This is a genomic window from Serratia sp. CY52157, from assembly GCF_052168495.1.
GTDB lineage: Bacteria > Pseudomonadota > Gammaproteobacteria > Enterobacterales > Enterobacteriaceae > Serratia > Serratia ureilytica.
Genome location: NZ_JBJNMO010000010.1, coordinates 80510 through 104578 on the forward strand (window position 1 = coordinate 80510; position 24069 = coordinate 104578).

The window sequence follows — 24069 nt, forward strand, 5'->3', positions numbered from 1 at the left end:
CCATAGAGGGCTGCTCGCCGTTCTGGCTGCTGCAACGGCCATACCGGGACGCTGTGACGAGTTGAAACGTTAACGAAGATAATGAGAAAACTAGAGAACTTTCACCTGCTGGTGATGCTTATCCTGTTGGTCGCCGTCGGCCAGATGGCGCAAACCATTTATGTTCCCGTTATTGCTGACATCGCTCACGATCTGTCGGTGCGCACCGGCGCCGTGCAGCGGGTGATGGCGGCGTATTTGCTGACCTACGGTTTCTCCCAGCTGATTTACGGGCCGATATCGGATCGTATCGGGCGTCGTCCGGTGATCCTGACCGGCATGATGATCTTCCTGGTGGGGGCGCTGGGCGCGCTGCTGTCCACCAACCTGACGATGCTGGTCGCCGCCAGCGCCATCCAGGGCATGGGCACCGGCGTGGCGGGCGTGATGGCGCGCACCATGCCGCGCGATCTGTATGCCGGCACCGCGCTGCGCTATGCCAACAGCCTGCTGAATATGGGGATTTTGGTCAGCCCGCTGTTGGCGCCGGTGATCGGCGGCGCGCTGGCGATGGTGTTCGGCTGGCGAGCCTGTTACGCCTTCCTGCTGGCGCTGTGCGCCTGCGTCGCCTTCGCGATGTTCCGCTGGCTGCCGGAGACCCGTCCGGTCCAGACAGAAAAACGCCGCATGCTGGCCAGTTTCCGCCAGCTGCTGAGCGACAGCACCTTCAGTTGCTATCTGGTGATGCTGATCGGCGCGCTGGCGGGGATTGCGGTATTTGAAGCCAGCTGCGGCGTGTTGATGGGCGGTGTGTTGGGGCTGAGCGGCCTGACCGTCAGCATCCTGTTCATTCTGCCGATCCCGGCGGCGTTTTTCGGCGCCTGGTACGCCGGGCGCGACGGCAAGACCTTCCATACGCTGATGTGGCATTCGGTGCTGAGCTGTCTGCTGGCGGGAGCGATGATGTGGATCCCGGGCTGGTTCGGCGTAATGAACATCTGGACGCTGATCGTGCCGGCTGCATTGTTCTTCTTCGGCGCCGGCATGCTGTTCCCGCTGGCGACCACCGGGGCGATGGAGCCGTTCCCTTACCTGGCCGGCGCGGCGGGCGCGTTGGTGGGCGGCATGCAGAACATGGGCTCCGGTCTGGCGACCTGGCTTTCCGCCATGCTGCCGCAAACCGGGCAGTTCAGCCTCGGCTTGCTGATGTTCGCGATGGCGGTGCTGATCCTGCTGTGCTGGTGGCCGCTGTCCAACCGGATGCAGCATCAGGGACACACCGCATAACGACAGGGCGCCATTCGGCGCCCTCATACCGTTGACAAAGGGGAGAAAAAGCGTGGTTTTTCCCCCCTTTGCGGGGATCAGCCGAAAATCAATGAATTGATTTTCCTTGTTTTCTATTTGCTGCTCTCTGTCAACCCGGCAAGGGCATGAGGTTTGTCATCAATCATCAGGGCGCCATTCGGCGCCCTGTTTCGTTACAGCAGAAACTCGTGCAGCGCCGGGTCTTTGCGATCCAGATAGTGGGTCGAACGGATACGGCGAAGGGTGCGCGACTTGCCGCGGATCAGTAACGTTTCGGTCGTGGCCATGTTGCCCTTGCGGCTGATGCCCTCCAGCAAATCGCCCTTGGTGATGCCGGTGGCGGAGAAGATGACGTTGTCGTTGCGCGCCATCTGGTCCAGGCGCAAGACCTGACCGGCCTCGATGCCCATCTCACGGCAGCGCGCCAGCTCCTGCTCGCCGAGGCGGCGGTTCTCGGGGCTGTCGCCTTTCACTTCATGGCGCGCCAGCAAACGCGCCTGCATGTCGCCGTCCAGCGCGCGGATCACCGCGGCGGAGATCACCCCTTCCGGCGCGCCGCCGATGCCATACATCACATCGACCTCGCTTTCCGGCATGCAGGTGAGAATGGAGGCCGCCACATCGCCGTCAGGAATGGCGAACACCCGCACGCCCAACTGCTGCATCTGCGCGATGACGCCGTCGTGGCGCGGTTTGGCCAACACGATGACCGTCAGCTGCGACAGCGGTTTGCCCAGTCGTTCGGCGACGTTCCGCAGGTTCTCCGCCAGCGGCAGATTGAGATCGATGGCGCCGCGCGCCGCCGGGCCGACCACCAGCTTCTCCATGTACATGTCCGGCGCGTGCAGGAAGGTGCCGCGATCGCCCACCGCCAAGACCGCCAGCGCGTTGGACTGGCCCATGGCGGTCATGCGGGTGCCCTCGATCGGATCGACCGCGATGTCGACCGCGTCGCCCTGGCCGCTGCCGACCTGCTCGCCGATATACAGCATCGGCGCTTCGTCGATCTCGCCTTCGCCAATCACGATGCGGCCATCGATATCCACCTTGTTGAGCATGATGCGCATGGCGTGGACCGCCGCGCCGTCGGCGGCGTTCTTGTCGCCGCGTCCCAGCCATTTGTAGCCCGCCAGCGCGGCGGCTTCGGTAACGCGGGAAAATTCGATGGCTAATTCACGTTTCATGGCAAACCTGTCTGTGAGAAAGGGAAGAAAATATCGGCAAAGTCTATCACAGCGCGGCGGCGGCGGGGCGGGGCAAAAAAAAGCGCCGCCCGCAGGCAGCGCAATTTGGGGGTAACGGCAAGGCTGGGTTTAATCGTGATCTTCCCATGCCTGCGCGCGAGCCACCGCTTTTTTCCAGCCGCTGTAGCGGTAGTTGCGTTCGGTGGTTTCGATGCTTGGGCGGAATTCACGCTCAATCACCGCTTTGCTCTTCACTTCATCCAGATCGTTCCAGTAGCCGATGGCCAGGCCCGCCAGGAACGCGGCGCCCAACGCCGTCGATTCACGCACTTCAGGGCGCTCTACGCGGGTGCCGAGGATATCGGACTGGAACTGCATCAGGAAGTTGTTGGCGACCGCGCCGCCGTCCACGCGCAGCGATTGCAGGCGGGTGTTGGCGTCGGCCTGCATGGCGTCCAGCACGTCGCGCGTCTGGAAGGCGATGGATTCCAGCGTGGCGCGGATGATGTGGTTGCTGTTGGCGCCGCGGGTCAGGCCGAAGATGGCGCCGCGGGCATACGGATCCCAGTAGGGCGCGCCCAGGCCGGTGAAGGCCGGCACCACATAGACGCCGTTGCTGTCTTTCACCTTGGTGGCGAAATATTCGGAGTCGGCGGCGTCGCTGATCAGTTTCAGCTCGTCGCGCAGCCACTGGATAGACGCACCGCCGATGAACACCGCGCCTTCCAGCGCATAGTTCACTTCGCCGCGCGGGCCGCAGGCGATGGTGGTCAGCAAACCGTTTTTCGAGCGCACCGCTTCTTTGCCGGTGTTCATCAGCAGGAAGCAGCCGGTGCCGTAGGTGTTCTTCGCCATGCCCGGTTGAACGCACAGCTGGCCGTACAATGCCGCTTGCTGGTCGCCGGCGATACCGGCGATAGGAATACGCGTGCCGCCCTTGCCGCCGATGTTGGTCTGGCCGTATACCTCGGAGGAAGGACGGACTTTCGGCAGCATGGCGCGCGGAATGTCCAGCACTTCCAGCATGCGTTCGTCCCAGTCCAGCTCGTGGATGTTGAACATCATGGTGCGTGAGGCATTGGTGTAATCGGTGACGTGTACGCGCCCCTGGGTCATCTTCCACACCAGCCAGGTATCGACGGTGCCGAACAGCAGTTCGCCGCGCTTGGCGCGCTCGCGGGCGCCTTCGACGTTGTCCAGGATCCATTTCACCTTGGTGCCGGAGAAGTAGGGGTCAACCACCAGGCCGGTGTTGTGACGGATGTACTCTTCCAGGCCGTCGCGCTTGAGCTTCTCGCAGATGTCGGCGGTGCGGCGGCACTGCCAGACGATGGCGTTGTAGACCGGCTTGCCGGTCTCTTTTTCCCAGACGATGGTGGTTTCGCGCTGGTTGGTGATGCCGATGCCGGCGATCTGATCGGAATTGATGTCGGCCTTCGCCAGCACTTCTACCAGCGTCGAGCTTTGCGACGCCCAGATCTCCATCGGGTCATGCTCAACCCAGCCGGCCTTTGGATAGATCTGCGGGAATTCGCGTTGCGATACCGCAACGATGTTGGCGTCGTGATCGAGCACGACGGCGCGTGAGCTGGTGGTCCCTTGGTCGAGTGCGACAATGTATTTTTTTTCTACAGTCATGGTAATTATCCTGCTGTTGTTAACCGTTTAAAACTGCACCCATCACGCTTTACGCTGCTGGGTCTTGGCGTCGGGCTCTTCTTCCGTCACGCAGACGTCGCACGGCAGGTGGCGGCCAATCAGCGCGCGGTAACCGAAAGCGCCCAGGCCACAGCCGACGATAGGGGCGAAGATCGGCACCAGGAAGTACGGGATGTCGCGCGCGCCGGTGAAGGCGACTTTGCCCCAGCCGGCCAGGTAGGCGAACAGTTTCGGCCCGAAGTCACGCGCCGGGTTCAACGCAAAGCCGGTCAATGGTCCCATGGAGGCGCCGATCACGGCAATCAGAATACCGATCAGCAGCGGCGCCAGCGGGCCGCGCGGAATGCCGTTGCCGTCGTCGGTCAGCGCCAGGATCAGGCACATCAGGATCGCAGCGATCACCATTTCTACCAGGAATGCCTGGCCGACGGAGATGTGCGCGTTAGGGTAAGTCGAGAAGATGCCGGCCAGTTCAAGGCTTTCGTTGCTGCCGCGCACCATATGGTGAGCCGCTTCGAAGTCGAAGAACAGGTTGTAGTACAGCCCGTAGACCAGGGCGGCGGCGCAGAAGGCGCCGGCGATCTGCGCAATGATGTAAGGCACCACTTTGCGCCCGTCGAAGCAGGCGAACAGCCACAGGGCGAGGGTGACCGCCGGGTTGAGATGCGCGCCGGAAATGGCGGCGGTCAGATAGATGGCCATGGCGACGCCGAGGCCCCAAATGATGCTGATTTCCCACTGGCCGAAGCTGGCGCCCGCTAGTTTCAGTGCGGCAACGCAGCCTACGCCAAAGAAGATCAGCAGCGCCGTGCCGAGGAACTCGGCGATGCACTGGCCTTTTAATGTCGGACTGGTGGTTTGGCTCATAATGTTGGTGTCCTGCAAAACGGCGGTTGTTGGTTTATAGGCTCAGCCAGGTATACATCTGACCTATGGGCACAGTTTTTTTCATCTCGTCCAATTATTGAATGAGGACGTGATGTAAATTTATCGTTAACGAACATAAACGAGAAATAGCGAAATCAAAATGTGTGTGGCGCGTCATAAAATTGAGCGATTTCGCGTCGTTCAGTGTTCTTTCTGAGCCATAAAAGTGTGATCTGACCAGTGGTTTGGCGAGGGGCGTTAACAACTCGCGGCGGCGGCGGCGGGGATTTTCAGTTTTTACTGATGGCGAGGGCAGGAAAATTGCAACAGACTGCGCGATGATCCGGTATGTTGCTAGACAGGCGGAGACTGGCTACTTACAATCGTTTTTAACGAATCGAGACTGGCGCGCCTTCCGTAACGGCGCGCGTCACTGAGCGCGATGCAATATTCGCAGTAGCTGCAGCCGACGTTGCGGCCGCTACTTATAGATGTACGCCTTGCTATCATGAGGGGACTGAAGCATGTCATTTGAAGTATTTGAGAAACTGGAAGCAAAAGTACAGCAGGCGATTGATACCATCACCTTGTTGCAGATGGAAATTGAAGAGCTGAAAGACAAAAACAACTCTCTGTCGCAGGAAGTTCAGGCTGCCTCCGGCAACCACGAAGCGCTGGTGCGCGAAAACCAACAGCTGAAAGAAGAACAGCACGTATGGCAAGATCGCCTGCGCGCGCTGCTGGGCAAAATGGAAGAGGTTTGATTCCTTACGCCATGCAGCAACGAAAAGGGCGCCTGAGGCGCCCTTTTTCATGTCCGAAAATCACTCGATGTCGAGCGGGTCTTCGGAGAGGATGATGCCGGTGTTGTCGGCATACAGGTGGTCGCCGGAGAAGAAGGTGACGCCACCGAAGTTGACGCGGATATCGCTTTCGCCCACGCCTTCGCTTACGGCACCCGCCGGGATCGCCGCCATCGCCTGAATGCCGATGTCGAGCTCTTCCAGATCGTCCACCTGGCGCACCGCGCCGTACACCACGATGCCTTCCCATTCGTTCTGGGCGGCCAGGCGCGCCAGTTCGGCGTTGATCAGCGCCCGGCGTACCGAACCGCCGCCATCGACCAACAGCACGCGGCCGCGACCGTTTTCTTCAAGCAGATCGAATAACAGGCCGTTATCCTCAAAGCATTTCACCGTGGTGATCTGCCCGCCAAATGAAGTACGCCCGCCAAAATTGGAGAACAGAGGTTCAACAACGTTCACCTCTTCATGATAGATGTCGCAAAGTTCGGAAGTATCGTATTTCATAGGATTTTACGTCTGTTTGCCGCAGGAATGTTCAGTATATCCCTTTATTCGCCCTGTTGGCAAAATCATCAGTTTTTAACTGAGCGCCACGCCGATGGCGAACAGCAGGTTGGCCAGCAACGCCGCCTTGACCATATGCTCCAGCATCGGCCGCATGCCGACCGGCGTCGGATCGCGCAGCACGCGCAGGCCGTGGCGCACCAGCAGCGGGATCGCCAGCACGAACAGCCAACCCCACGGGCTGTGGAGGTTGAACAGCGTGAACAGCGCGAAACACAGCACCGCGCCGCCGAGCAGCAGGGCGTGGTAAATGCGCGCCTTGTGCGGGCCGAGACGCACCGCCAGCGTATTCTTGCCGTTTTCGCGATCGCTTTCGATATCGCGCAGATTGTTGATGTTGAGTACCGCCGTCGCCAGCAGGCCGCAGGCGGTAGCCGGTAGCATCACGACGCTGTCGAAGGTGTGCGTCTGCAAATAGTAGGTGCCGGCCACGCTCAGCCAGCCGAAGAACACCAGCACCGAGATGTCGCCCAGCCCCAAATACCCGTAGGGTTTGTTGCCGACGGTGTAGGTGATGGCCGCCACGATAGACAGCCCGCCCAGCACCAGGAAGCCCACCACGTCGCTGGGTTGCTCGCAGGCGACGGCGATCAGCGAACAGCCGGCGAGGGCGATCAGCACTACCGTCACCACCAGCGCCCGTTTCATCTGCGCCTGGGTGATCATGCCCTTTTGCATGCCGCGCAACGGCCCGATGCGATCTTCTTTGTCGCTGCCTTTGACCGCATCGCCGTAGTCATTCGCCAGGTTGGAGAGGATCTGCAGCAGACCGGCGGTCACCAGCGCCAGCAGCGCCACTTCAGGTTTCAGGCTGCCGTGCCAGGCGGCGATCGCCGAGCCGACCACGATGGAGGCAAAGGCCAACGGCAGGGTGCGGGGGCGTAGACTTTCGAGCCAGGCGGAAATCGGGGTGGTGGAGGTTGATGAGCTCATGTTTCGCTTCTGTCAGTAAGTTGCGGTGTCCGTTAGAAATAATTGTGGGAGGCAATGCCTCCCACACAGATGACTGACAAGACAATGATTGAGCGATTATAGGATAAAACGACTCAAATCTTCATCCGCCACCAGTTCATCCAGATGACTGCGCACGTAATCCGCATCAATTGTAATGGATTGGCCATTAATTTCACTCGCATCGTAGGAAATATCTTCCATCAGACGCTCCAGCACGGTGTGCAGACGACGCGCGCCGATGTTCTCGGTGCTTTCGTTGACCTGCCACGCGGCTTCGGCGATGCGGCGGATGCCGTCGGCGGTGAACTCGATATTGACGCCTTCGGTGCCCATCAGCGCTTTGTACTGTTCGGTCAGCGACGCGCTCGGCTCGGTCAGGATGCGCTCGAAGTCTTCGGTGGTCAGCGCCTGCAGCTCAACGCGGATCGGCAGACGGCCCTGCAGTTCCGGGATCAGATCCGACGGATTGGCGGTCTGGAACGCGCCGGAAGCGATGAACAGAATGTGGTCGGTTTTCACCATGCCGTGCTTGGTGGACACGGTGCACCCTTCCACCAGCGGCAGCAGATCGCGCTGCACGCCTTCGCGGGAAACGTCCGGGCCGGAGCTTTGGCCGCCGCGCTTACAGATTTTGTCGATCTCATCGATAAACACGATGCCGTGCTGCTCAACCGCTTCGATCGCCTGCTCTTTCAGCTCTTCCGGGTTCACCAGCTTGGCGGCTTCTTCTTCCACCAGCAGCTTGAAGGCTTCTTTGATCTTCAGTTTGCGCGGTTTTTGCTTTTGGCCGCCGAGGTTCTGGAACATCGACTGCAGCTGGTTGGTCATCTCCTCCATGCCCGGAGGCGCCATGATTTCCACGCCCATCGGCGCGGCGGCCAGATCGATTTCGATCTCTTTGTCATCCAGCTGGCCTTCGCGCAGTTTCTTGCGGAATGCCTGGCGGGCGGCGGACGGTTCCTGGCCTTCTTCCGGCTGGCCCCAGTTGTTTTTGGCCGGCGGGATCAGCACGTCGAGAATGCGCTCTTCGGCCAACTCTTCGGCACGGGTGCGATTTTTCTCGATCGACTGCATGCGCACCATTTTGATGGCGGCATCGGTCAGATCGCGGATGATGGAGTCCACTTCTTTGCCCACATAGCCCACTTCGGTGAACTTGGTGGCTTCAACCTTGATGAATGGCGCGTTGGCCAGCTTCGCCAGACGGCGGGCGATTTCGGTTTTACCGACGCCGGTCGGGCCGATCATCAGAATGTTTTTCGGGGTCACTTCGTGACGCAGCATCTCGTTGAGCTGCATCCGGCGCCAGCGGTTGCGCAGGGCAATGGCGACAGCGCGTTTGGCCTTGTTTTGGCCAATGATATAGCTGTCCAGTTCGCTGACGATCTCGCGCGGGGTCATTTCAGACATGGTATTCGATCCTTACGCTTTGGAAGGCAATTCTTCAATGGTGTGGAAATGGTTGGTGTAAATACAGATGTCGCCGGCGATGTTGAGGGATTTCTCAACGATGTCGCGGGCGCTCAGCTCGGTATTTTCCAACATGGCGCGGGCGGCGGCCTGGGCGTACGGGCCGCCGGAGCCGATGGCGATCAGATCGTTTTCCGGCTGCACCACATCGCCGTTGCCGGTGATGATCAGCGAGGCGGTTTCATCGGCGACCGCCAGCAGCGCTTCGAGCTTGCGCAGCATGCGGTCGGTGCGCCAGTCTTTCGCCAGCTCGACGGCGGCTTTCACCAGGTGGCCCTGATGCATTTCCAGTTTGCGTTCAAACAGTTCAAACAGCGTGAAGGCGTCAGCGGTGCCACCGGCGAAACCGGCGATCACTTTGTCGTTATACAGGCGACGCACTTTCTTGACGTTACCCTTCATCACCGTATTACCCAGGGTTGCCTGGCCATCACCACCGATGACGACCTGGCCGTTGCGGCGTACGCTTACAATTGTTGTCACGAGCAGACCCTCGTTAAAGACGGAAAGAAGTCCCCGCAGCGCCTGCTTTCGCAGACGCTACGAGGCATATTGAGAGTATAGATGGGGGGGGATTGACGCTTTTCAACCCCCAACGGAGAGGGGAATGCAACTCGACATGCCGACGCCCTTCAGGCGCGAAAGGGTTTTGTCCGCTGCGGCGCGGCTGCTGTAGGGGCCGAGCACCACGCGATTCCAACCGCCACCGGCGGTGATGCGGCTCTCGATGCCCTCGAACGCCAGGCGCGCACGTACGGATTCAGCCTGATCGGTGGCGCGGAACGAACCGCATTGCACCATCCACTTCTGTTTCGATTCCGGTTTGGTGTCCTGCTTGGCCGTTTCCTGTTTCACTTCCGGTTTGGGCTCCGGCTTCGGTTGCGGCTTCGGCTCAGGCTGTTTCACCTGCGCCGGCGGCGGGGTGACTTGCTTCGGCTGCTGGTGCTGCTGCACCGGCGCGGTGGCGGCCCCGTTGTTGAACGGGTTGCGCGGCGCCTGAGTGACCTGCTGCTGTTGCTGTACCGGCTGCTGCTGCATTTGCGGTTGTTGCATCTGCTGCTGGCGGTTGCCGCGCGCGTTGGCCTGGCCCGGATCGTTATACGGCACTTCATTCAGCTGCGTCGGGCGCTGTTGCATGTCGGCCTGCATCTGCTCCAGCAGTTGCCGTTGTTCGGCGGTCAGCTGAGTTTTGGAATTGAGCTCGCCGCCGGCCGTCGGTTCGGTCGGGGTTTGCACGCCGATCTGTCGGTTTTCCAGCTCTTTGATATAGCGCCAGCGCTCTTCCGGCTTCGGCGGCAGGCCGTTGCCTGGGCGAGTGGTGTGCGCAGGCAACAACGGCGCGTCTTCCGGCTTGTTGTGCGTAATGAAATAGAGGCCACCGACAAAGACAACCAGCAACGCGACGGCTAACGCCAGCACGGTTTTGGAAACCTTCGGAGAACTGCGTTTTTTACGGCTGGGGGTTTTGCGCTTAGCTCCTGCTGCGCGCCCACGGCTTACATAGTCTTTTTGTGCCACTATTATTCCGCTGTGTCCTGATGAGAGGATAAGTCCGTCATGTTACTGAACCCTAAAATATTTGACTAGCGTTTCGGAGCAGCGGTGCTGCCTCTGATAATCAATTCACTGTCCAAGAGTCGGGAGCCGCTGGCCACCGTCTGGCCGTTCAACTGCTCCAACAGCAACAACATCGCCTGCTGGCCGATCTGGAAGCGCGGCTGCGCCACCGTGGTCAGCGGCGGATCGCAATACTGCGCCAGCTTGAGGTCGTCAAAGCCGACGATCGACAGATCCTGCGGTACCCGCAGCCCCATTTTCTTCGCCTGGGACAGCACGCCGATCGCCATGACGTCGCTGTGGCAGAACACCGCCGTCGGCGGTTTCGGCTGAGCCATCAACTGGGTCAGCGCTTGCGCGCCGGCTTCGTAGGTAAAATCACCCCGGGTAATATAGCTGCTTTCGACGGTAATGCCATTACGGCGTAGCGCTTGAACATAACCTTGCAGCCGATAATGGCTCAGCGGCATCTGTTCCGGCCCGGCGACGCAGGCGATCTGCCGGTGCCCCAATTGATGCAAATAATGCACGGCTTCAAAGGCGGCGGTCAGGTTGTCGATATGCACCGTCGGCAGTTCCAGCTCGGGCGCGAACTCATTGGCCATCACCATCGGCGGCAGGTTGCGCTGCTCTTCCTTGCTGGCGTCGAACGGTAGATTAGAGCCCAGCAGCAGCATGCCGTCGATCTGTTTGGTGATGATCAGATTGACGAAGGTGCGTTCTTGCTGGTTCTGCTGCGCGCAGTCGCCGATCAGCACCAGATAGCCTTGTTGGGCGGCGGTCTGTTCGATCCCCTGGATCACATCCGCGAAAAACGGATCGCAGATGTCGGGCACGATCACCAGGATGGTGCGAGATTCGTTGCGTTTGATATTGCGTGACAGAGCATGAGGAGAATAACCCACGGCCAGCACGGCCTGTTCCACTTTCTGACGCGTTGGCGTTGACACCTTTTCCGGATTCATCAGCGCACGCGATACGGTAGCCGTTGAAACGCCCGCCATTTCGGCGACGTCTTTCATGGTCGCCATGGATAACTCTTTCTTGTGTTCCAACGCCTTTCTCCTTGCGTCAGCCCCATGCCGACGCCACTACTGCTGTTTGCTCACAATGTCCGGCATGCGGTGGCGGGATTGTTGTCATTGAGCGCCACTCGCGTTCGAGCACTCCGTCGCGCTGCGATGTGGCGACAAAATTTGCCCTCGCAGACATTCTAAACAGAATACGCCCCGCCTTTGTTACCTAATTTGCATAAAAAATGTGACCTGAGAAGGTTTTTTAGCGTTCACTCGCAATTTAAAGGGTAAACGTTTGCATGACGGCAGCTAAATCGGACTTTTCCGGGATCAGCTGTCGATCGGATCGACATCCAGCGTCCATTTCACCTTGCGCGTTTGCGGCAGGGTGCCGATCAGCGGCAGCGAGCTTTTCATCAGCTGTTGCAGGACGCGCCGTGTCGGATGCTGCAGCAGCAGCTGCCAGCGGAAACGGCCGCCGCGTTTGGACTGCAGCGCCGGCACCGGGCCCATCACCCACAGCGAATCGTCCTTAAGCGGACTGGCTTCCAACAGATTGCGCAGCTGCTGCAGGAACAGCGGGGCCTGTTGGTTATCGTGATCTTCGGCGCGCACGATGATGTGGCTGGTGTAGGGCGGTAGAAACACGCTGTTGCGCTCCGCTAGCGTCTGTTTGGCGAAGGCGTCGTAACCTTGTTGCAGTAGCACCTGCAATAACGGGTGCTCCGGGTGGTGGGTTTGCAGCAGCACTTCACCCTGTTTGCCCGCTCGCCCCGCGCGCCCGGAGACCTGGGTATAGAGCTGAGCAAAACGCTCGGCGGAGCGGAAGTCGGCAGAGAACAGCGCGCCGTCCACGTCCAGCAACGCCACCAGCGTGACGTCGGGAAAATGGTGGCCCTTGGCCAGCATTTGCGTGCCGATCAGAATGCGCGCTTCGCCGCGATGAATATCCGCCAGATGCTGCTCCAGCGACCCTTTGCGGCTGGTGGTGTCGCGATCGATGCGGGTGATCGGCGTGTCGGGGAACAGCGGCGCCAGCTCATGTTCCAGCTGTTCGGTGCCGACGCCGACCGATACCAGGTGGGTGGAGCCGCACTGCGGGCATTGGTGCGGCACCGGTCGCTGGCTGTCGCAGTGGTGACAGCGCAGCTGGCGCTGATGCTGGTGGAAGGTGTAATAGTGATCGCAGCGCTGGCACTCGGCGATCCAGCCGCACTCGTGGCACAGCAGCGCCGGGGCGTAACCGCGGCGGTTGAGGAACAGCATCACCTGATTGCCGGCTTTTAAATGGTGCTGCATGCTTTTCAAAAGCGGCTGCGACAGGCCGACCTTCAGCGGCAACCCTTTCAGATCGATCAGATGCTGCGCCGCCGGTTTGGCGTTGCCCGCGCGCTGGGTGAGCTTCAACTGGCGATATTTGCCCAGCTGCACGTTGTGCAGCGTTTCCAGTGCCGGCGTGGCGGAGCCCATCACCATCGGGATATCTTCTTCCCGGGCGCGGAACACCGCCAGATCGCGGGCGTGGTAGCGCCAGCCTTCCTGCTGTTTATAAGAGCTGTCGTGCTCTTCGTCGATGATGATAACGCCCAGTTGCCGGAACGGCGTGAACAGCGCCGAGCGGGTGCCGATGACGATAGCGGCTTCGCCGCTGCGCGCGCGCAGCCAAACCGCCAGCCGTTCGCTGTCGTTCAGCCCGGAGTGCAGCACGTCCACCGGCGCGTTGAAGCGCTCGCGAAAGCGGGCGATGGTTTGCGGCGTCAGGCCGATTTCCGGCACCAGCACCAGCGCCTGCCGGCCTTTGGCCAACACGTTTTCCAGCACGCTGAGATACACCTCGGTCTTGCCGGAGCCGGTGACCCCGGCCAGCAGCCAGGCGGCAAACTGCTCATCTTCGCTTCGGATCGCCCCGACGGCGGTGGCCTGTTCGGTATTCAGCCGCAGCCGCTCGCCGAGCACCGCAAAGTTGGGGCGCCAGTCCTGCGTGGCCGCGACCTGAGCGCGCAGATCGATCAGCCCTTTGGCGCGCAGCGCCTGCAGGGCGCTTTCCGTCAGCTCAAGCTGGCTGACCTGATGGCGATAGACCGGGCGTTGCAACAGCGCCGCCAGCGCCTGCTGCTGTTTCGGCGCGCGTTTCAGGCTTTCGGGCGGCGTGGCGCGCCCCTCTTCGGTGGCGAACCACTGCCACAGCGGCGCGGCCTCGGCCGGTTTGCCTTGGCGCAGCAGGATCGGCAGCGCGTGGAACAGCACTTCGCCGATGGGATAGTGGTAGTAATCGCTGGCCCAGCGCAGGATGCGCCACAGGCTGGGGGAGAACAGCGATTCCGTGTCGATCACGCTGTCGATCGGTTTGAGCTTGTCCAACGGCAGTTCGCTGGTGTCGCTGCAGCCGGTGACGATGCCGATTGCATGCTGCCTGCCCCAGGGCACGCCCACGCGCGCGCCGGCCACCGGCTGCATGCCGGGCGGCAGCAGATAGTCGAAGGTGCGGGCGAGGGGGACCGGCAAAGCAACGTGTACGACGGGCATGATCTCATCCAAATTGAAAAAAAGTGGGCATCAGTTTACACGGCGCATCGTCAAATGTACGGTTCCGATTGCGCGCCCCGACTAATGCTGTATAATTTGCCGCCTTTGGTATAATTCGATACCAAAATTCTATTATCAACCACGTGTGGTGTCTGGCGAAACAGGGCTGGATAGCGACACGGCCTTAACTGAGGTTTCCCATGAAACAAGGTATCCACCCAAAATACGAAGAAGTTACTGCTAACTGCTCTTGCGGTAACGTGATGAAGATCCGCTCCACCGTGGGCCACGATCTGAACCTGGACGTTTGTGGCGCATGCCACCCGTTCTACACTGGCAAGCAGCGTGACGTTGCTACCGGTGGCCGCGTTGACCGCTTCAACAAGCGTTTCAGCGTACCAGGCGCTAAGAAATAAGATTTCTTATCGACCGATGAAAAAGGCGCCCTGGGCGCCTTTTTTCTTTTCTGCCGCCGGCGTTCGCCGGGCGGTTCTCAATATTCCCAGGTATCGGGATCGACACCCAGTTCGCGCATCAACGCTTTTGCGGCTTCCGGGATTTCATCGCTGCGCTCTTTGCGCAGGTCTTCATCGTTCGGCAGCGGCTGGCCGGTAAAGGCATGCAGAAACGCTTCGCACAGAAGTTCGCTGTTGGTGGCGTGGCGCAGGTTGTTCACCTGGCGACGGGTCCGTTCGTCGGTGAGGATTTTCAGGACCTTCAGCGGAATGGATACCGTGATCTTTTTGACTTGCTCGCTTTTTTTACCGTGTTCAGCGTAAGGGCTGACATACTCGCCGTTCCACTCAGCCATGGGACACCTTAACTTTGTCAGAAAAATTACAAAATTCTAAAAACCGGCCAATTATGCCCGATCTTCACTGTTCTCACTAAATAAATGTCAATTTTACGCGACCAGGGTCACTGAATGCCCCGCTTCGGCCAGGCATTGCCGCTTAACATCTTATCGTCATGTCATATCGGCATAATTTTAGCGGGTATTGTGTCATTGCTCAATCTATACGCAAAGAAGTTTAGATGTCCAGATGTATTGACGTCTATCAATCCTGCGATTACTCTTTAGGCCTCATTCACCGAACCGAGAGCCGAGCGAGCCCATGACGCGTAAACCAGCCACGATTGCCGTACGCAGCGGCCTGAACGACGACGAACAGTACGGCTGCGTTGTCCCGCCGATTCATCTGTCCAGCACCTATAACTTTACCGACTTCAATCAACCCCGAGCTCATGACTACTCGCGCCGCGGCAACCCGACGCGCGACGTGGTGCAGCGCGCGTTGGCGGAGCTGGAAGGCGGCGCCGGTGCGGTGATGACCGGCAGCGGGATGTCGGCGATCCATCTGGTGACCACCGTACTGCTGAAGCCCGGTGATCTGCTGGTGGCGCCGCACGACTGTTACGGCGGCAGCTATCGGTTATTCGACAGCCTGAGCAAGCGCGGCGCTTATCGCGTGCTGTTCGTCGATCAAGGCAATGAGGCCGCCCTGCAACAGGCGCTGGCGCAAAAGCCGAAGCTGGTGTTGATAGAAAGCCCCAGCAATCCGCTGCTGCGGGTGGTGGACATCGCGGCGATCTGCGCTGCCGCGCACGCGGCGGGCGCGTTGACGGTGGTGGACAACACGTTCCTCAGCCCGGCCCTGCAACAGCCGATCGAACTCGGTGCCGATCTGGTGGTCCATTCTTGCACCAAATACCTGAACGGGCATTCGGACGTGGTGGCCGGCGCGGTGATCGCCAAAGATCCTGAGCTGGCGGTCGAGCTGGCCTGGTGGGCGAACAACATCGGCGTGACCGGCGGCGCGTTCGACAGCTATCTGTTGCTGCGCGGCATGCGCACGTTGTTGCCACGCATCAAGGCGGCGCAACAAAACGCTGAAGCGATTGTTGACTATTTACAGCAGCAACCGCTGGTGAAAAAGCTGTATCATCCCTCCCTGCCGGAGAATCCGGGGCATGAGATCGCCCGTCGTCAGCAGCGCGGTTTCGGTGCGATGCTGAGTTTTGAGCTGGACGGCGATGAAGCGGTACTGCGCCGTTTTCTCTCTGCCCTTGAGCTGTTTACTCTGGCAGAATCGTTGGGCGGCGTAGAAAGCCTGATCTCGCATGCAGCGACCATGACTCACGCCGGCATGGCGGCGGAGGCGCGGGCAGCGGCCGGCATCTCCGAGAGCCTGCTGCGCATTTCCGTGGGTATTGAAGACAGTGAAGATTTGATTGCCGATCTGGAACGCGCTTTCCAGGCGGCGGCAACGAGGTAAGCATGAATGCAATTGCTGTAGCAGGGCCGGTGAGCGGGCGTCAACTGCACAAGTTTGGCGGCAGCAGTCTGGCGGATGTGAAGTGTTATCTGCGTGTGGCCGGGATTATGGCGGAATACAGCCAGCCGGGCGACATGATGGTGGTATCGGCCGCCGGCAGTACCACCAACCAGTTGATCAACTGGCTGAAGCTCAGCCAGAGCGATCGCCTGTCTGCGCACCAGGTGCAGCAGACGTTGCGTCGTTATCACAGCGATCTTATCAGCGGCCTGTTGCCGCCGGAAAGCGCCGAGCCGCTGATCGCCGAGTTCATTCAGGATCTGGAACGCCTGGCGGCGCTGCTGGACGGCAATGTCGACGAGGTGTGCTACGCCGAAGTGGTCGGGCACGGCGAGATTTGGTCGGCGCGCCTGATGGCGGCGGTGCTCAACCACCTGGACATGCAGGCGGCCTGGCTGGATGCGCGTGACTTCCTGCGCGCCGAGCGCGCCGCGCAGCCGCAGGTGGATGAAGGCCGTTCTTACCCGCTGTTGCAACAATTGATGGCCCAACACCCGGGTAAACGCCTGGTGGTGACCGGGTTCATTTCGCGCAACGACGCCGGGGAAACCGTGCTGTTGGGGCGTAACGGCAGCGACTACTCCGCTACTCAGGTCGGCGCGCTGGCCGGCGCTGCGCGCGTCACCATCTGGAGCGACGTGGCCGGGGTTTACAGCGCCGATCCGCGCAAGGTGAAAGACGCCTGCCTGCTGCCGCTGCTGCGTCTGGACGAAGCCAGCGAGCTGGCGCGTCTGGCTGCGCCGGTGTTGCACACCCGTACCCTGCAGCCGGTCTCCGGTAGCGATATCGATCTTCAGCTGCGCTGCAGCTATCAGCCGGAGCAGGGCTCGACGCGCATTGAGCGCGTATTGGCTTCCGGCACCGGCGCCAAGATTGTCACCAGCCACGACGATGTGTGCCTGATTGAACTGCACGTTGCCGCTCAGCATGACTTCAAACTGGCGCAGAAAGAGTTGGATCTGGTGCTCAAGCGCGCGCAGATCAAACCGCTGGCGGTGGGCATCCACCCAGACCGCAACCTGGTGCAGCTGTGCTACACCTCCGAGGTGGTCAACAGCGCGCTGGCGACGCTGCAGGCCGCGGTGCTGCCAGGCGAGCTGCGCCTGCGCGAAGGGTTGGCGCTGGTGGCGATGGTCGGCGCCGGGGTGTGCAAGAACCCGCTGCACAGCCACCGTTTCTATCAGCAGCTGAAAGATCAGCCGGTCGAGTTTATCTGGCAGGCGGAAGATGGCATCAGCCTGGTGGCGGTATTGCGCCAGGGGCCGACCGCGCTGCTGATCCAGGGGCTGCACCAAAGCCTGTTCCGCGCCGAGAAGCGCATCGGTCTGGTGCTGTTCGGCAAGGGCAATATCGGGTCGCGCTGGCTGGAGCTGTTCGCCCGTGAGCAGACCAATATCTCCGCGCGCAGCGGCTTCGAATTTATCCTGGCGGGGGTGGTGGACAGCCGCCGCAGCCTGCTGAACTATGACGGGCTGGACGCCAGCCGCGCGCTGGCATTCTTTGAGGACGAAGCGCAGGAGCTGGATGAAGAATCGCTGTTCCTGTGGATGCGCGCGCACCCGTTCGACGATCTGGTGGTGCTCGACGTGACCGCCAGCGAAGAGCTGGCCGGGCAGTATCTGGATTTCGCCAGCTACGGTTTCCACGTGATCAGCGCCAACAAGTTGGCGGGGGCCTCGTGCAGCGACAGCTATCGCCAAATACGCGACGCCTTCGCCAAAACCGGCCGCCACTGGCTGTATAACGCCACCGTCGGCGCCGGCCTGCCGGTCAACCACACGGTGCGCGATCTGCGCGACAGCGGCGACAGCATTCTGGCGATCAGCGGCATCTTCTCCGGCACGCTCTCCTGGCTGTTCCTGCAGTATGACGGCACGGTGCCGTTCACCGAGCTGGTGGATCAGGCCTGGCAGCAGGGGCTGACCGAACCGGATCCGCGGGTCGATCTCTCCGGCCAGGACGTGATGCGCAAGCTGGTGATCCTGGCGCGCGAGGCGGGCTACGACATCGAACCGAACCAGGTGCGGGTCGAGTCGCTGGTGCCGGCGGGGTGCGAGCTGGGCTCCGTCGATCAGTTCTTCGAGAACGGTGAGGCGCTGAATCAGCAGATGCAACAGCGCTTTGAGGCCGCCAGCGAAATGGGCCTGGTGCTGCGCCATGTGGCGCGTTTCGACGCCAACGGCAAGGCGCGGGTCGGCGTAGAGGCGGTGCGCCCTGAGCATCCTCTGGCCTCGCTGCTGCCGTGCGACAACGTGTTCGCCATCGAAAGCCGCTGGTATCGCGATAATCCGCTGGTGATCCGCGGGCCGGGCGCCGGCCGCGATGTGACCGCCGGCGCGATCCAGTCAGACCTTAACCGATTGGCGCAGCTGCTTTAATCCTCTGCGGGCGCGGGCTCACCGCGCCCCTTGGCTTTTCCTGCCATACTTATCTTTGCCGCGATCATGAAATTCCCTCGTTGAGCGGGTGAGGATTAATCATCTTATTCCCCTCATTTTCCTGTTGACTCTTTAGCCAACATGCGGCATTTTCTATCTAGACGTCTAAACGTATAGACGCTCATCAAGATGAAATAAAAACAGTGATCGATAAGAGGTGAGCAGGGTATGAGTTTTTTCCACGCAAACCAGCGGGAAGCGCTGAATCAGAGTCTGGCGGAGTTGAACGGCCAGATTAACGTATCATTCGAGTTCTTCCCGCCACGCACCAGCGAGATGGAAGAGACCCTGTGGCAGTCGATCGATCGTCTGAGCATCCTCAAACCTAAATTCGTTTCCGTCACCTACGGCGCCAATTCCGGCGAGCGCGATCGCACCCACAGCATCATCAAAGGGATCAAAGAACGCACCGGCCTGGAGGCGGCGCCGCACCTGACCTGCATCGATGCCAGCCCGGCGCAGCTGCGCGACATCGCGACCGATTACTGGAACAGCGGCATCCGCCATATCGTGGCGCTGCGCGGCGATCTGCCGCCGGGCGGCGGCAAGCCGGAAATGTACGCGACCGATCTGGTGGCGCTGCTGAAAGACGTGGGTGACTTCGACATTTCCGTCGCCGCTTACCCGGAAGTGCACCCGGAGGCGAAGAGCGCCCAGGCCGATTTGATTAACCTGAAACGCAAGATCGATGCCGGCGCCAGTCGCGCGATTACCCAGTTCTTCTTCGACGTTGAGAGCTACCTGCGCTTTCGCGACCGCTGCGTCGCCGCCGGTATCGACGTGGAAATCGTGCCGGGCATTCTGCCGGTGTCCAACTTCAAGCAGCTGCAGCGCTTCGCCACCATGACCAACGTGCGGGTGCCAAGCTGGATGACCAGCATGTTCGAAGGGCTGGACGACGATGCGGAGACCCGCAAAATGGTCGGCGCCAACATCGCCATGGACATGGTGAAGATCCTGAGCCGCGAAGGGGTGAAAGATTTCCACTTCTATACGCTGAACCGCGCCGAGATGAGCTATGCCATCTGCCACACGCTGGGCGTGCGACCGGTGGCCGCCGCCTGACGGGCTTGCTCCATTGAAAAGGGCGCCGCTTTACCGCGGCGCCCTTTTTTTGTGGGGGAGACATAAAAAAACGGCCCCGATAAACGGGGCCGCGATGAGGCTCACTAGCCGGTGTTGCGCATCCCGGCGGCGACGCCGGCGATGGTGACCATCAGCGCCTGCTCCACGCGGGCGTCCGGCTGTTCCTGCTGGCGCGAACGGTGCAGCAATTCGGCCTGCAAGACGTTCAACGGGTCGGTATAGACGTTGCGCAGCGCGATGGATTCGGCGATCCACGGCAGGTCTTCCATCAGGTGCGCATCGTTGGCGATGGTCAGCACCACCTTGATGTCGCTTTCCAGCTGATCGCGCAGCTGTTGGCCCAGCGGCCACAGCGATTTATCCACCAGGCGCTGATCGTAGTATTCCGCCAGCCACAGGTCGGCTTTGGCGAACACCATTTCCAGCATGGCGATGCGGGTGGAGAAGAACGGCCAGTCGCGACACATCGCCTCCAGCTCCGCCTGTTTGCCGGCTTTCACCGCTTCCTGCAATCCGGCGCCGGCGCCGAGCCAGGCCGGCAGCATCAGGCGGTTCTGCGTCCAGGCGAAGATCCACGGAATGGCGCGCAGGCTCTCTACGCCGCCGTTCGGCTTGCGCTTGGCCGGGCGCGAGCCCAGCGGCAGTTTGCCCAGCTCCAGCTCCGGCGTGGCCGCGCGGAAGTAAGGCACGAAGTCCGGGTTTTCACGCACGTAGCCGCGATACATTCGGCAGGAGGTCTCGGACAGGTCGTCCATCAGCGCCCGCCATTCTTTCTTCGGTTCCGGCGGCGGCAGCAGGTTGGCCTCGAGGATCGCGCCGGCATACAGCGCCAGGCTGCTGATGGTGACTTCCGGCAGGCCGAACTTGAAGCGGATCATCTCGCCCTGTTCGGTGACGCGCAGGCCGCCCTTCAGGCTGCCCGGCGGCTGCGACAGCAGCGCCGCATGCGCCGGAGCGCCGCCGCGGCCGATGGAACCGCCGCGGCCGTGGAACAGCGTCAGCGCCACGCCGGCCTTTTCACAGGTTTTGATCAGCGCGTCCTGCGCGCGGTACTGCGCCCAGGAAGCGGCCATCACGCCGGCGTCTTTCGCCGAGTCGGAATAGCCGATCATCACCATCTGTTTGCCCTGGATGAAGCCGCGATACCAGTCGATGTTCAGCAACTGGGTCATTACGTCGTCGGCGTTGTTCAGGTCGTCGAGGGTTTCGAACAGCGGGGCGACCGGCAGCGCGAACGGGCAGCCGGCCTCTTTCAGCAGCAGGTGCACCGCCAGCACGTCGGAAGGCGTGCGCGCCATCGAAATCACATAGGCGGCGATCGAGCCCTGCGGCGCTTCGGCAATCACCCGGCAGGTTTCCAGCACTTCCTGCGTGTCGGCGCTCGGTTGCCATTTCAGCGGCACCAGCGGGCGTTTGGAGTTCAGTTCGCGGATCAGGAACGCCTGTTTATCGGCTTCCGACCAGCTTTCATAGTCGCCCAGCCCCAGATAGCGGGTCAGCTCGGCGATGGCTTCGGTATGGCGGGTGCTCTCCTGACGCACGTCGATGCGCACCAGCGGCACGCCGAAGCAGCGCACGCGGCGCAGGGTATCCAGCAGTTGACCATTGGCGATGATGCCCATGCCGCAGGCCTGCAGCGACTGGTAGCAGGCATACAGCGGCTCCCACAGCTGCTCGTTGTTCACCAGCAGGTCGTGCGGTTTCAGCACGCGCTCGCCCTTCAGGCGACCTTCAAGATAAGCCTGGGAACTCATCAGCTGGCTGCGCAGCTGCTTCATGATTTCGCGGTAAGGCTCCTGCACCTCATCGCCGCCGGCGCGGGCGCGCAGCTCCGGGGTGCACTCGGTCATCGACAGCTCGGAGACCAGCACCTGGATGTCGCGGATAAACAGGTCGCAGGCTTTCCAGCGGCTGAGCAGCAGCACATGGCGGGTAATTTCGGCGGTGACGTTCGGGTTGCCGTCGCGGTCGCCGCCCATCCAGGAGGTGAAGCGCACCGGCACCGCTTCCACCGGCAGGCTGTAATCGATGGAGTTTTCCAGCTGTTCGTTGAATTCGCGCAGGAACGCCGGCACGCCTTCCCACAGGCTGTTTTCCACGACGGCAAAACCCCATTTGGCTTCGTCGATCGGGGAAGGGCGGTGTTTGCGAATTTCATCGGTGTGCCACGACTGAGCCACCAGCTGGCGCAGGCGGCGCATGATCTTGTTGCGCTCGTAGTCGGCCAGATCGTTGTGATCGAGCTGGCTGAGGCAGGTGTTGACCTCCACCAGCTTGTGGATCAGGGTGCGGCGGGTGATCTCCGTCGGGTGCGCCGTCAGCACCAGCTCGATGGAGAGTTGCGACACCGCGTGCTGCAGCTCTTTGTCGCTGAGCTTTTTGTCTTTGAGACGGCTGAACAGTTGGGCCAGCGCTTCCGGGTTGCTGGCGGCTTCGCCGTTGGGCGAAATGCTGTGGTACTGCTCGGCGACGTTGGTCAGGTTGAGGAACTGGCTGAAGGCGCGCGCCACCGGCAGCAGCTCGTCGTTGGACAGGTTCTGCAGGGTGGAGAGCAGCTCCTGGCGATGCGCTTCGTTGCCGGCGCGTGAGGATTTGGAAAGCTTACGGATGGTCTCAACGCGATCGAGAATATGCTCGCCCAGCGCTTCTTTGATGGTATCGCCGAGCAATTTGCCGAGCATACTGACATTACTGCGCATTGCCGAATATTGTTCGTTCATATAACCCCTGACCCAGTTCTGTATGTATGATTTTTATCTTGTAAATAAATTTCACGCGTCAGGCGCAGACCGCCTGCCTGATCACATCGCGTTCCTGTCCAATCGTCAATTGACACTATTTTTAGCAAAAAAACATCAAAATCGGCGCATTTTCTGAAATTTAATTACGCCGCGTGGGTTATCAGCGTGGCTTATTTCGCTGCTTTCTACTTATTTTGAGTTAGGGGAAGCATAAAGCATTTCCCCTGCTAAATGTCGGGTTTATTGCCGGCAAAAGTGATTGACCAGCTGGCCCAACAGTTTGCGCGTCGGTTCGATAAACGCGGTGTCGATGTATTCGTCCGGCTGGTGGGCCTGATCGATGGAACCGGGGCCGAGCACCAGGGTCGGGCATACCTGTTGCACGAACGGCGCTTCGGTGCAGTAGTTGACCACCTGCGTGCGGGTGCCCAGCAGCTCCTCGATCACCGCCACCATGCGGTGGTCGGTCGGGCACTCGTAGCCCGGCACCGACGCGTGCAGCTCTTCGATGGTCAGGCGGCCCGGCCAGCGTTGGCTCACCGGCTCCAGCGCCTGATGCATCAGTTCGTTGATGTTGTCGAGCGTCATGCCGGGCAGCGGGCGGATATCCAGGTGCAGTTCGCAACAGGCGCAGATGCGGTTGGCCGCGTCGCCGCCGCTGATATGGCCGAAGTTCATGGTGGGATAAGGCACGGCGAACGCCGGATTGTTGTAGCGCTCCTGCAGGGTCTTGCGCAGCTCCATCAGGCGGCCAATGGACTCGTGCATCAGATCGATGGCGTTGACGCCGCGCGCCGGATCGCTGGAGTGGCCGGACTGGCCGACGATGCGAATGGCGTTGGCCATGTGGCCCTTGTGCGCGCGCACCGGCTGCAGCGAGGTCGGCTCGCCGATGATGGCGAAATCCGGACGAATGGCGGTAGAGGCGGCGAAGTAACGCGCGCCGGCCATCGTCGTTTCTTCATCTGCGGTGGCTAAAATGTACAACGGCTTGGTCAGCTTGCTCGCGTCGATATCGCGCACCGCATCCAGAATAAAGGCGAAGAAGCCTTTCATGTCGGCGGTGCCCAGCCCGTAGAGCTTGTTGTCGTGCTCGGTCAGGGTGAAGGGATCGCGCGTCCAGCGGCCTTCGTCGTAAGGCACCGTATCGGTGTGGCCGGCCAGCAGCAGGCCGCCGCTGCCTTCGCCGATGCTGGCCAGCAGGTTGAATTTGTGGCGCGACTCCGGCACCGGCTGTACGTCGACGCGAAAGCCCAGGTCGGCAAACCATCCGGCCAGCAAGTTGATTAACGCCTCATTGCTCTGATCGAGGCCGGCATCGGTGGCGCTGATTGACGGAGTGGCGATCAACGCCCGGTACAGCTCAATAAATGGAGGTAATTTCATCTTCACTGTTGACAGCCTTAGGTTAGGATAGTATCAATATTCATGCATTTATTTTGAATAAAAATACAGTAAGCCGAAGCGTAAGGGAACCCGATGCCCGGATGTTTATAAAAGCATCAACGCCTGGCTCCGTGGGTGAACGGCGCAACAACGCTGGCTAGCCCTGTTACCTGGGTCGCAAGCGACCGCACG

19 protein-coding genes are annotated in these 24069 nt (G+C 60.8%); 6 read left to right on the plus strand and 13 right to left on the minus strand.

Annotated features, from left to right (window positions below; all coding sequences use genetic code 11):
* Positions 1-81 precede the first annotated feature (81 nt).
* On the plus strand, positions 82-1266 hold the full coding sequence (gene emrD / locus ACJ8IP_RS23455; protein ID WP_042785565.1) for a multidrug efflux MFS transporter EmrD: 1185 nt from the start codon (positions 82-84) through the stop codon (positions 1264-1266).
* A 194-nt stretch (positions 1267-1460) separates the two neighbouring features.
* Here the strand turns inward: emrD and glpX are convergent, their stop codons facing one another.
* The 3 genes from glpX to ACJ8IP_RS23470 all read right to left on the minus strand — a co-directional run bounded on the left by glpX (position 1461) and on the right by ACJ8IP_RS23470 (position 4997).
* Entirely contained in the window at positions 1461-2471 is a 1011-nt protein-coding gene (gene glpX / locus ACJ8IP_RS23460; RefSeq protein WP_072626426.1) for a class II fructose-bisphosphatase, read from the minus strand.
* 129 nt (positions 2472-2600) lie between these two features.
* Positions 2601-4109 carry a glycerol kinase GlpK gene (gene glpK, locus ACJ8IP_RS23465; protein ID WP_025304664.1) on the minus strand — a complete coding sequence of 503 codons (1509 nt, stop codon included), beginning with the start codon at positions 4107-4109 and terminating at the stop codon, positions 2601-2603.
* Between the two features lie 42 nt (positions 4110-4151).
* Positions 4152-4997, minus strand: a complete 846-nt coding sequence (locus ACJ8IP_RS23470) for an MIP/aquaporin family protein (protein WP_004931095.1) — start codon at positions 4995-4997, stop codon at positions 4152-4154.
* 524 nt (positions 4998-5521) lie between these two features.
* On the opposite strand from ACJ8IP_RS23470, the gene zapB reads away from it, so the two are divergent.
* A complete protein-coding gene (zapB, locus tag ACJ8IP_RS23475) occupies positions 5522-5761 on the plus strand; it encodes a septal ring assembly protein ZapB (RefSeq protein WP_004931092.1) in 240 nt (79 codons plus the stop codon).
* Positions 5762-5821: 60 nt separating this feature from the next.
* Here zapB and rraA read toward each other — a convergent pair whose 3' ends face one another.
* The 7 genes from rraA to priA form a co-directional block, all read right to left on the minus strand.
* Positions 5822-6307 carry a ribonuclease E activity regulator RraA gene (gene rraA, locus ACJ8IP_RS23480; protein WP_004931090.1) on the minus strand — a complete coding sequence of 162 codons (486 nt, stop codon included), beginning with the start codon at positions 6305-6307 and terminating at the stop codon, positions 5822-5824.
* Between the two features lie 75 nt (positions 6308-6382).
* Positions 6383-7300, minus strand: coding sequence for a 1,4-dihydroxy-2-naphthoate polyprenyltransferase (locus ACJ8IP_RS23485; protein WP_108682193.1), 918 nt, complete (start codon positions 7298-7300; stop codon positions 6383-6385).
* A 96-nt stretch (positions 7301-7396) separates the two neighbouring features.
* Positions 7397-8731 carry an HslU--HslV peptidase ATPase subunit gene (gene hslU, locus ACJ8IP_RS23490; RefSeq protein ID WP_033645212.1) on the minus strand — a complete coding sequence of 445 codons (1335 nt, stop codon included), beginning with the start codon at positions 8729-8731 and terminating at the stop codon, positions 7397-7399.
* Positions 8732-8743: 12 nt separating this feature from the next.
* Positions 8744-9274, minus strand: coding sequence for an ATP-dependent protease subunit HslV (gene hslV / locus ACJ8IP_RS23495; protein ID WP_004931085.1), 531 nt, complete (start codon positions 9272-9274; stop codon positions 8744-8746).
* A gap of 102 nt (positions 9275-9376) precedes the next feature.
* Complete coding sequence (gene ftsN / locus ACJ8IP_RS23500; protein WP_047025847.1) at positions 9377-10309, minus strand: cell division protein FtsN; 933 nt, start codon at positions 10307-10309, stop codon at positions 9377-9379.
* A 65-nt stretch (positions 10310-10374) separates the two neighbouring features.
* Positions 10375-11403, minus strand: coding sequence for a DNA-binding transcriptional regulator CytR (gene cytR / locus ACJ8IP_RS23505; protein WP_025304661.1), 1029 nt, complete (start codon positions 11401-11403; stop codon positions 10375-10377).
* A gap of 291 nt (positions 11404-11694) precedes the next feature.
* Positions 11695-13890, minus strand: a complete 2196-nt coding sequence (priA, locus tag ACJ8IP_RS23510; RefSeq protein ID WP_046687963.1) for a primosomal protein N' — start codon at positions 13888-13890, stop codon at positions 11695-11697.
* Between the two features lie 200 nt (positions 13891-14090).
* Here priA and rpmE point away from each other — a divergent pair, with 200 nt between their 5' ends.
* Positions 14091-14306 (plus strand): 50S ribosomal protein L31, encoded by a 216-nt coding sequence (rpmE, locus tag ACJ8IP_RS23515; RefSeq protein WP_004931078.1) that lies wholly within the window; start codon positions 14091-14093, stop codon positions 14304-14306.
* A gap of 77 nt (positions 14307-14383) precedes the next feature.
* Here rpmE and metJ read toward each other — a convergent pair whose 3' ends face one another.
* Positions 14384-14701, minus strand: coding sequence for a met regulon transcriptional regulator MetJ (gene metJ, locus ACJ8IP_RS23520; RefSeq protein WP_004931076.1), 318 nt, complete (start codon positions 14699-14701; stop codon positions 14384-14386).
* Positions 14702-15005: 304 nt separating this feature from the next.
* Here metJ and metB point away from each other — a divergent pair, with 304 nt between their 5' ends.
* From metB to metF, 3 genes are all read left to right on the plus strand, one after another.
* A complete protein-coding gene (gene metB / locus ACJ8IP_RS23525; RefSeq protein ID WP_198793400.1) occupies positions 15006-16166 on the plus strand; it encodes a cystathionine gamma-synthase in 1161 nt (386 codons plus the stop codon).
* Between the two features lie 2 nt (positions 16167-16168).
* Positions 16169-18604 (plus strand): bifunctional aspartate kinase/homoserine dehydrogenase II, encoded by a 2436-nt coding sequence (locus tag ACJ8IP_RS23530; RefSeq protein ID WP_033645216.1) that lies wholly within the window; start codon positions 16169-16171, stop codon positions 18602-18604.
* A 228-nt stretch (positions 18605-18832) separates the two neighbouring features.
* Positions 18833-19729 carry a methylenetetrahydrofolate reductase gene (gene metF / locus ACJ8IP_RS23535; protein ID WP_033645217.1) on the plus strand — a complete coding sequence of 299 codons (897 nt, stop codon included), beginning with the start codon at positions 18833-18835 and terminating at the stop codon, positions 19727-19729.
* Between the two features lie 104 nt (positions 19730-19833).
* Here metF and ppc read toward each other — a convergent pair whose 3' ends face one another.
* Together ppc and argE are read right to left on the minus strand one after the other, a co-directional pair.
* On the minus strand, positions 19834-22470 hold the full coding sequence (gene ppc / locus ACJ8IP_RS23540; protein ID WP_164107459.1) for a phosphoenolpyruvate carboxylase: 2637 nt from the start codon (positions 22468-22470) through the stop codon (positions 19834-19836).
* A gap of 261 nt (positions 22471-22731) precedes the next feature.
* Positions 22732-23877: an acetylornithine deacetylase gene (gene argE / locus ACJ8IP_RS23545; protein ID WP_015379410.1), complete on the minus strand. Its 1146-nt coding sequence runs from the start codon at positions 23875-23877 to the stop codon at positions 22732-22734.
* Between the last annotated feature and the right edge of the window lie 192 nt (positions 23878-24069).

What these genes read in the sequence shown, in the direction of transcription:
- emrD (WP_042785565.1), top strand. Translation starts at nt 82, where the DNA reads ATGAGAAAACTAGAGAACTTTCACCTGCTGGTGATGCTTATCCTGTTG.
- glpX (WP_072626426.1), bottom strand. Translation starts at nt 2,471, where the DNA reads ATGAAACGTGAATTAGCCATCGAATTTTCCCGCGTTACCGAAGCCGCC.
- glpK (WP_025304664.1), bottom strand. Translation starts at nt 4,109, where the DNA reads ATGACTGTAGAAAAAAAATACATTGTCGCACTCGACCAAGGGACCACC.
- ACJ8IP_RS23470 (WP_004931095.1), bottom strand. Translation starts at nt 4,997, where the DNA reads ATGAGCCAAACCACCAGTCCGACATTAAAAGGCCAGTGCATCGCCGAG.
- zapB (WP_004931092.1), top strand. Translation starts at nt 5,522, where the DNA reads ATGTCATTTGAAGTATTTGAGAAACTGGAAGCAAAAGTACAGCAGGCG.
- rraA (WP_004931090.1), bottom strand. Translation starts at nt 6,307, where the DNA reads ATGAAATACGATACTTCCGAACTTTGCGACATCTATCATGAAGAGGTG.
- ACJ8IP_RS23485 (WP_108682193.1), bottom strand. Translation starts at nt 7,300, where the DNA reads ATGAGCTCATCAACCTCCACCACCCCGATTTCCGCCTGGCTCGAAAGT.
- hslU (WP_033645212.1), bottom strand. Translation starts at nt 8,731, where the DNA reads ATGTCTGAAATGACCCCGCGCGAGATCGTCAGCGAACTGGACAGCTAT.
- priA (WP_046687963.1), bottom strand. Translation starts at nt 13,890, where the DNA reads ATGCCCGTCGTACACGTTGCTTTGCCGGTCCCCCTCGCCCGCACCTTC.
- rpmE (WP_004931078.1), top strand. Translation starts at nt 14,091, where the DNA reads ATGAAACAAGGTATCCACCCAAAATACGAAGAAGTTACTGCTAACTGC.
- metJ (WP_004931076.1), bottom strand. Translation starts at nt 14,701, where the DNA reads ATGGCTGAGTGGAACGGCGAGTATGTCAGCCCTTACGCTGAACACGGT.
- metB (WP_198793400.1), top strand. Translation starts at nt 15,006, where the DNA reads ATGACGCGTAAACCAGCCACGATTGCCGTACGCAGCGGCCTGAACGAC.
- ACJ8IP_RS23530 (WP_033645216.1), top strand. Translation starts at nt 16,169, where the DNA reads ATGAATGCAATTGCTGTAGCAGGGCCGGTGAGCGGGCGTCAACTGCAC.
- metF (WP_033645217.1), top strand. Translation starts at nt 18,833, where the DNA reads ATGAGTTTTTTCCACGCAAACCAGCGGGAAGCGCTGAATCAGAGTCTG.
- ppc (WP_164107459.1), bottom strand. Translation starts at nt 22,470, where the DNA reads ATGAACGAACAATATTCGGCAATGCGCAGTAATGTCAGTATGCTCGGC.
- argE (WP_015379410.1), bottom strand. Translation starts at nt 23,877, where the DNA reads ATGAAATTACCTCCATTTATTGAGCTGTACCGGGCGTTGATCGCCACT.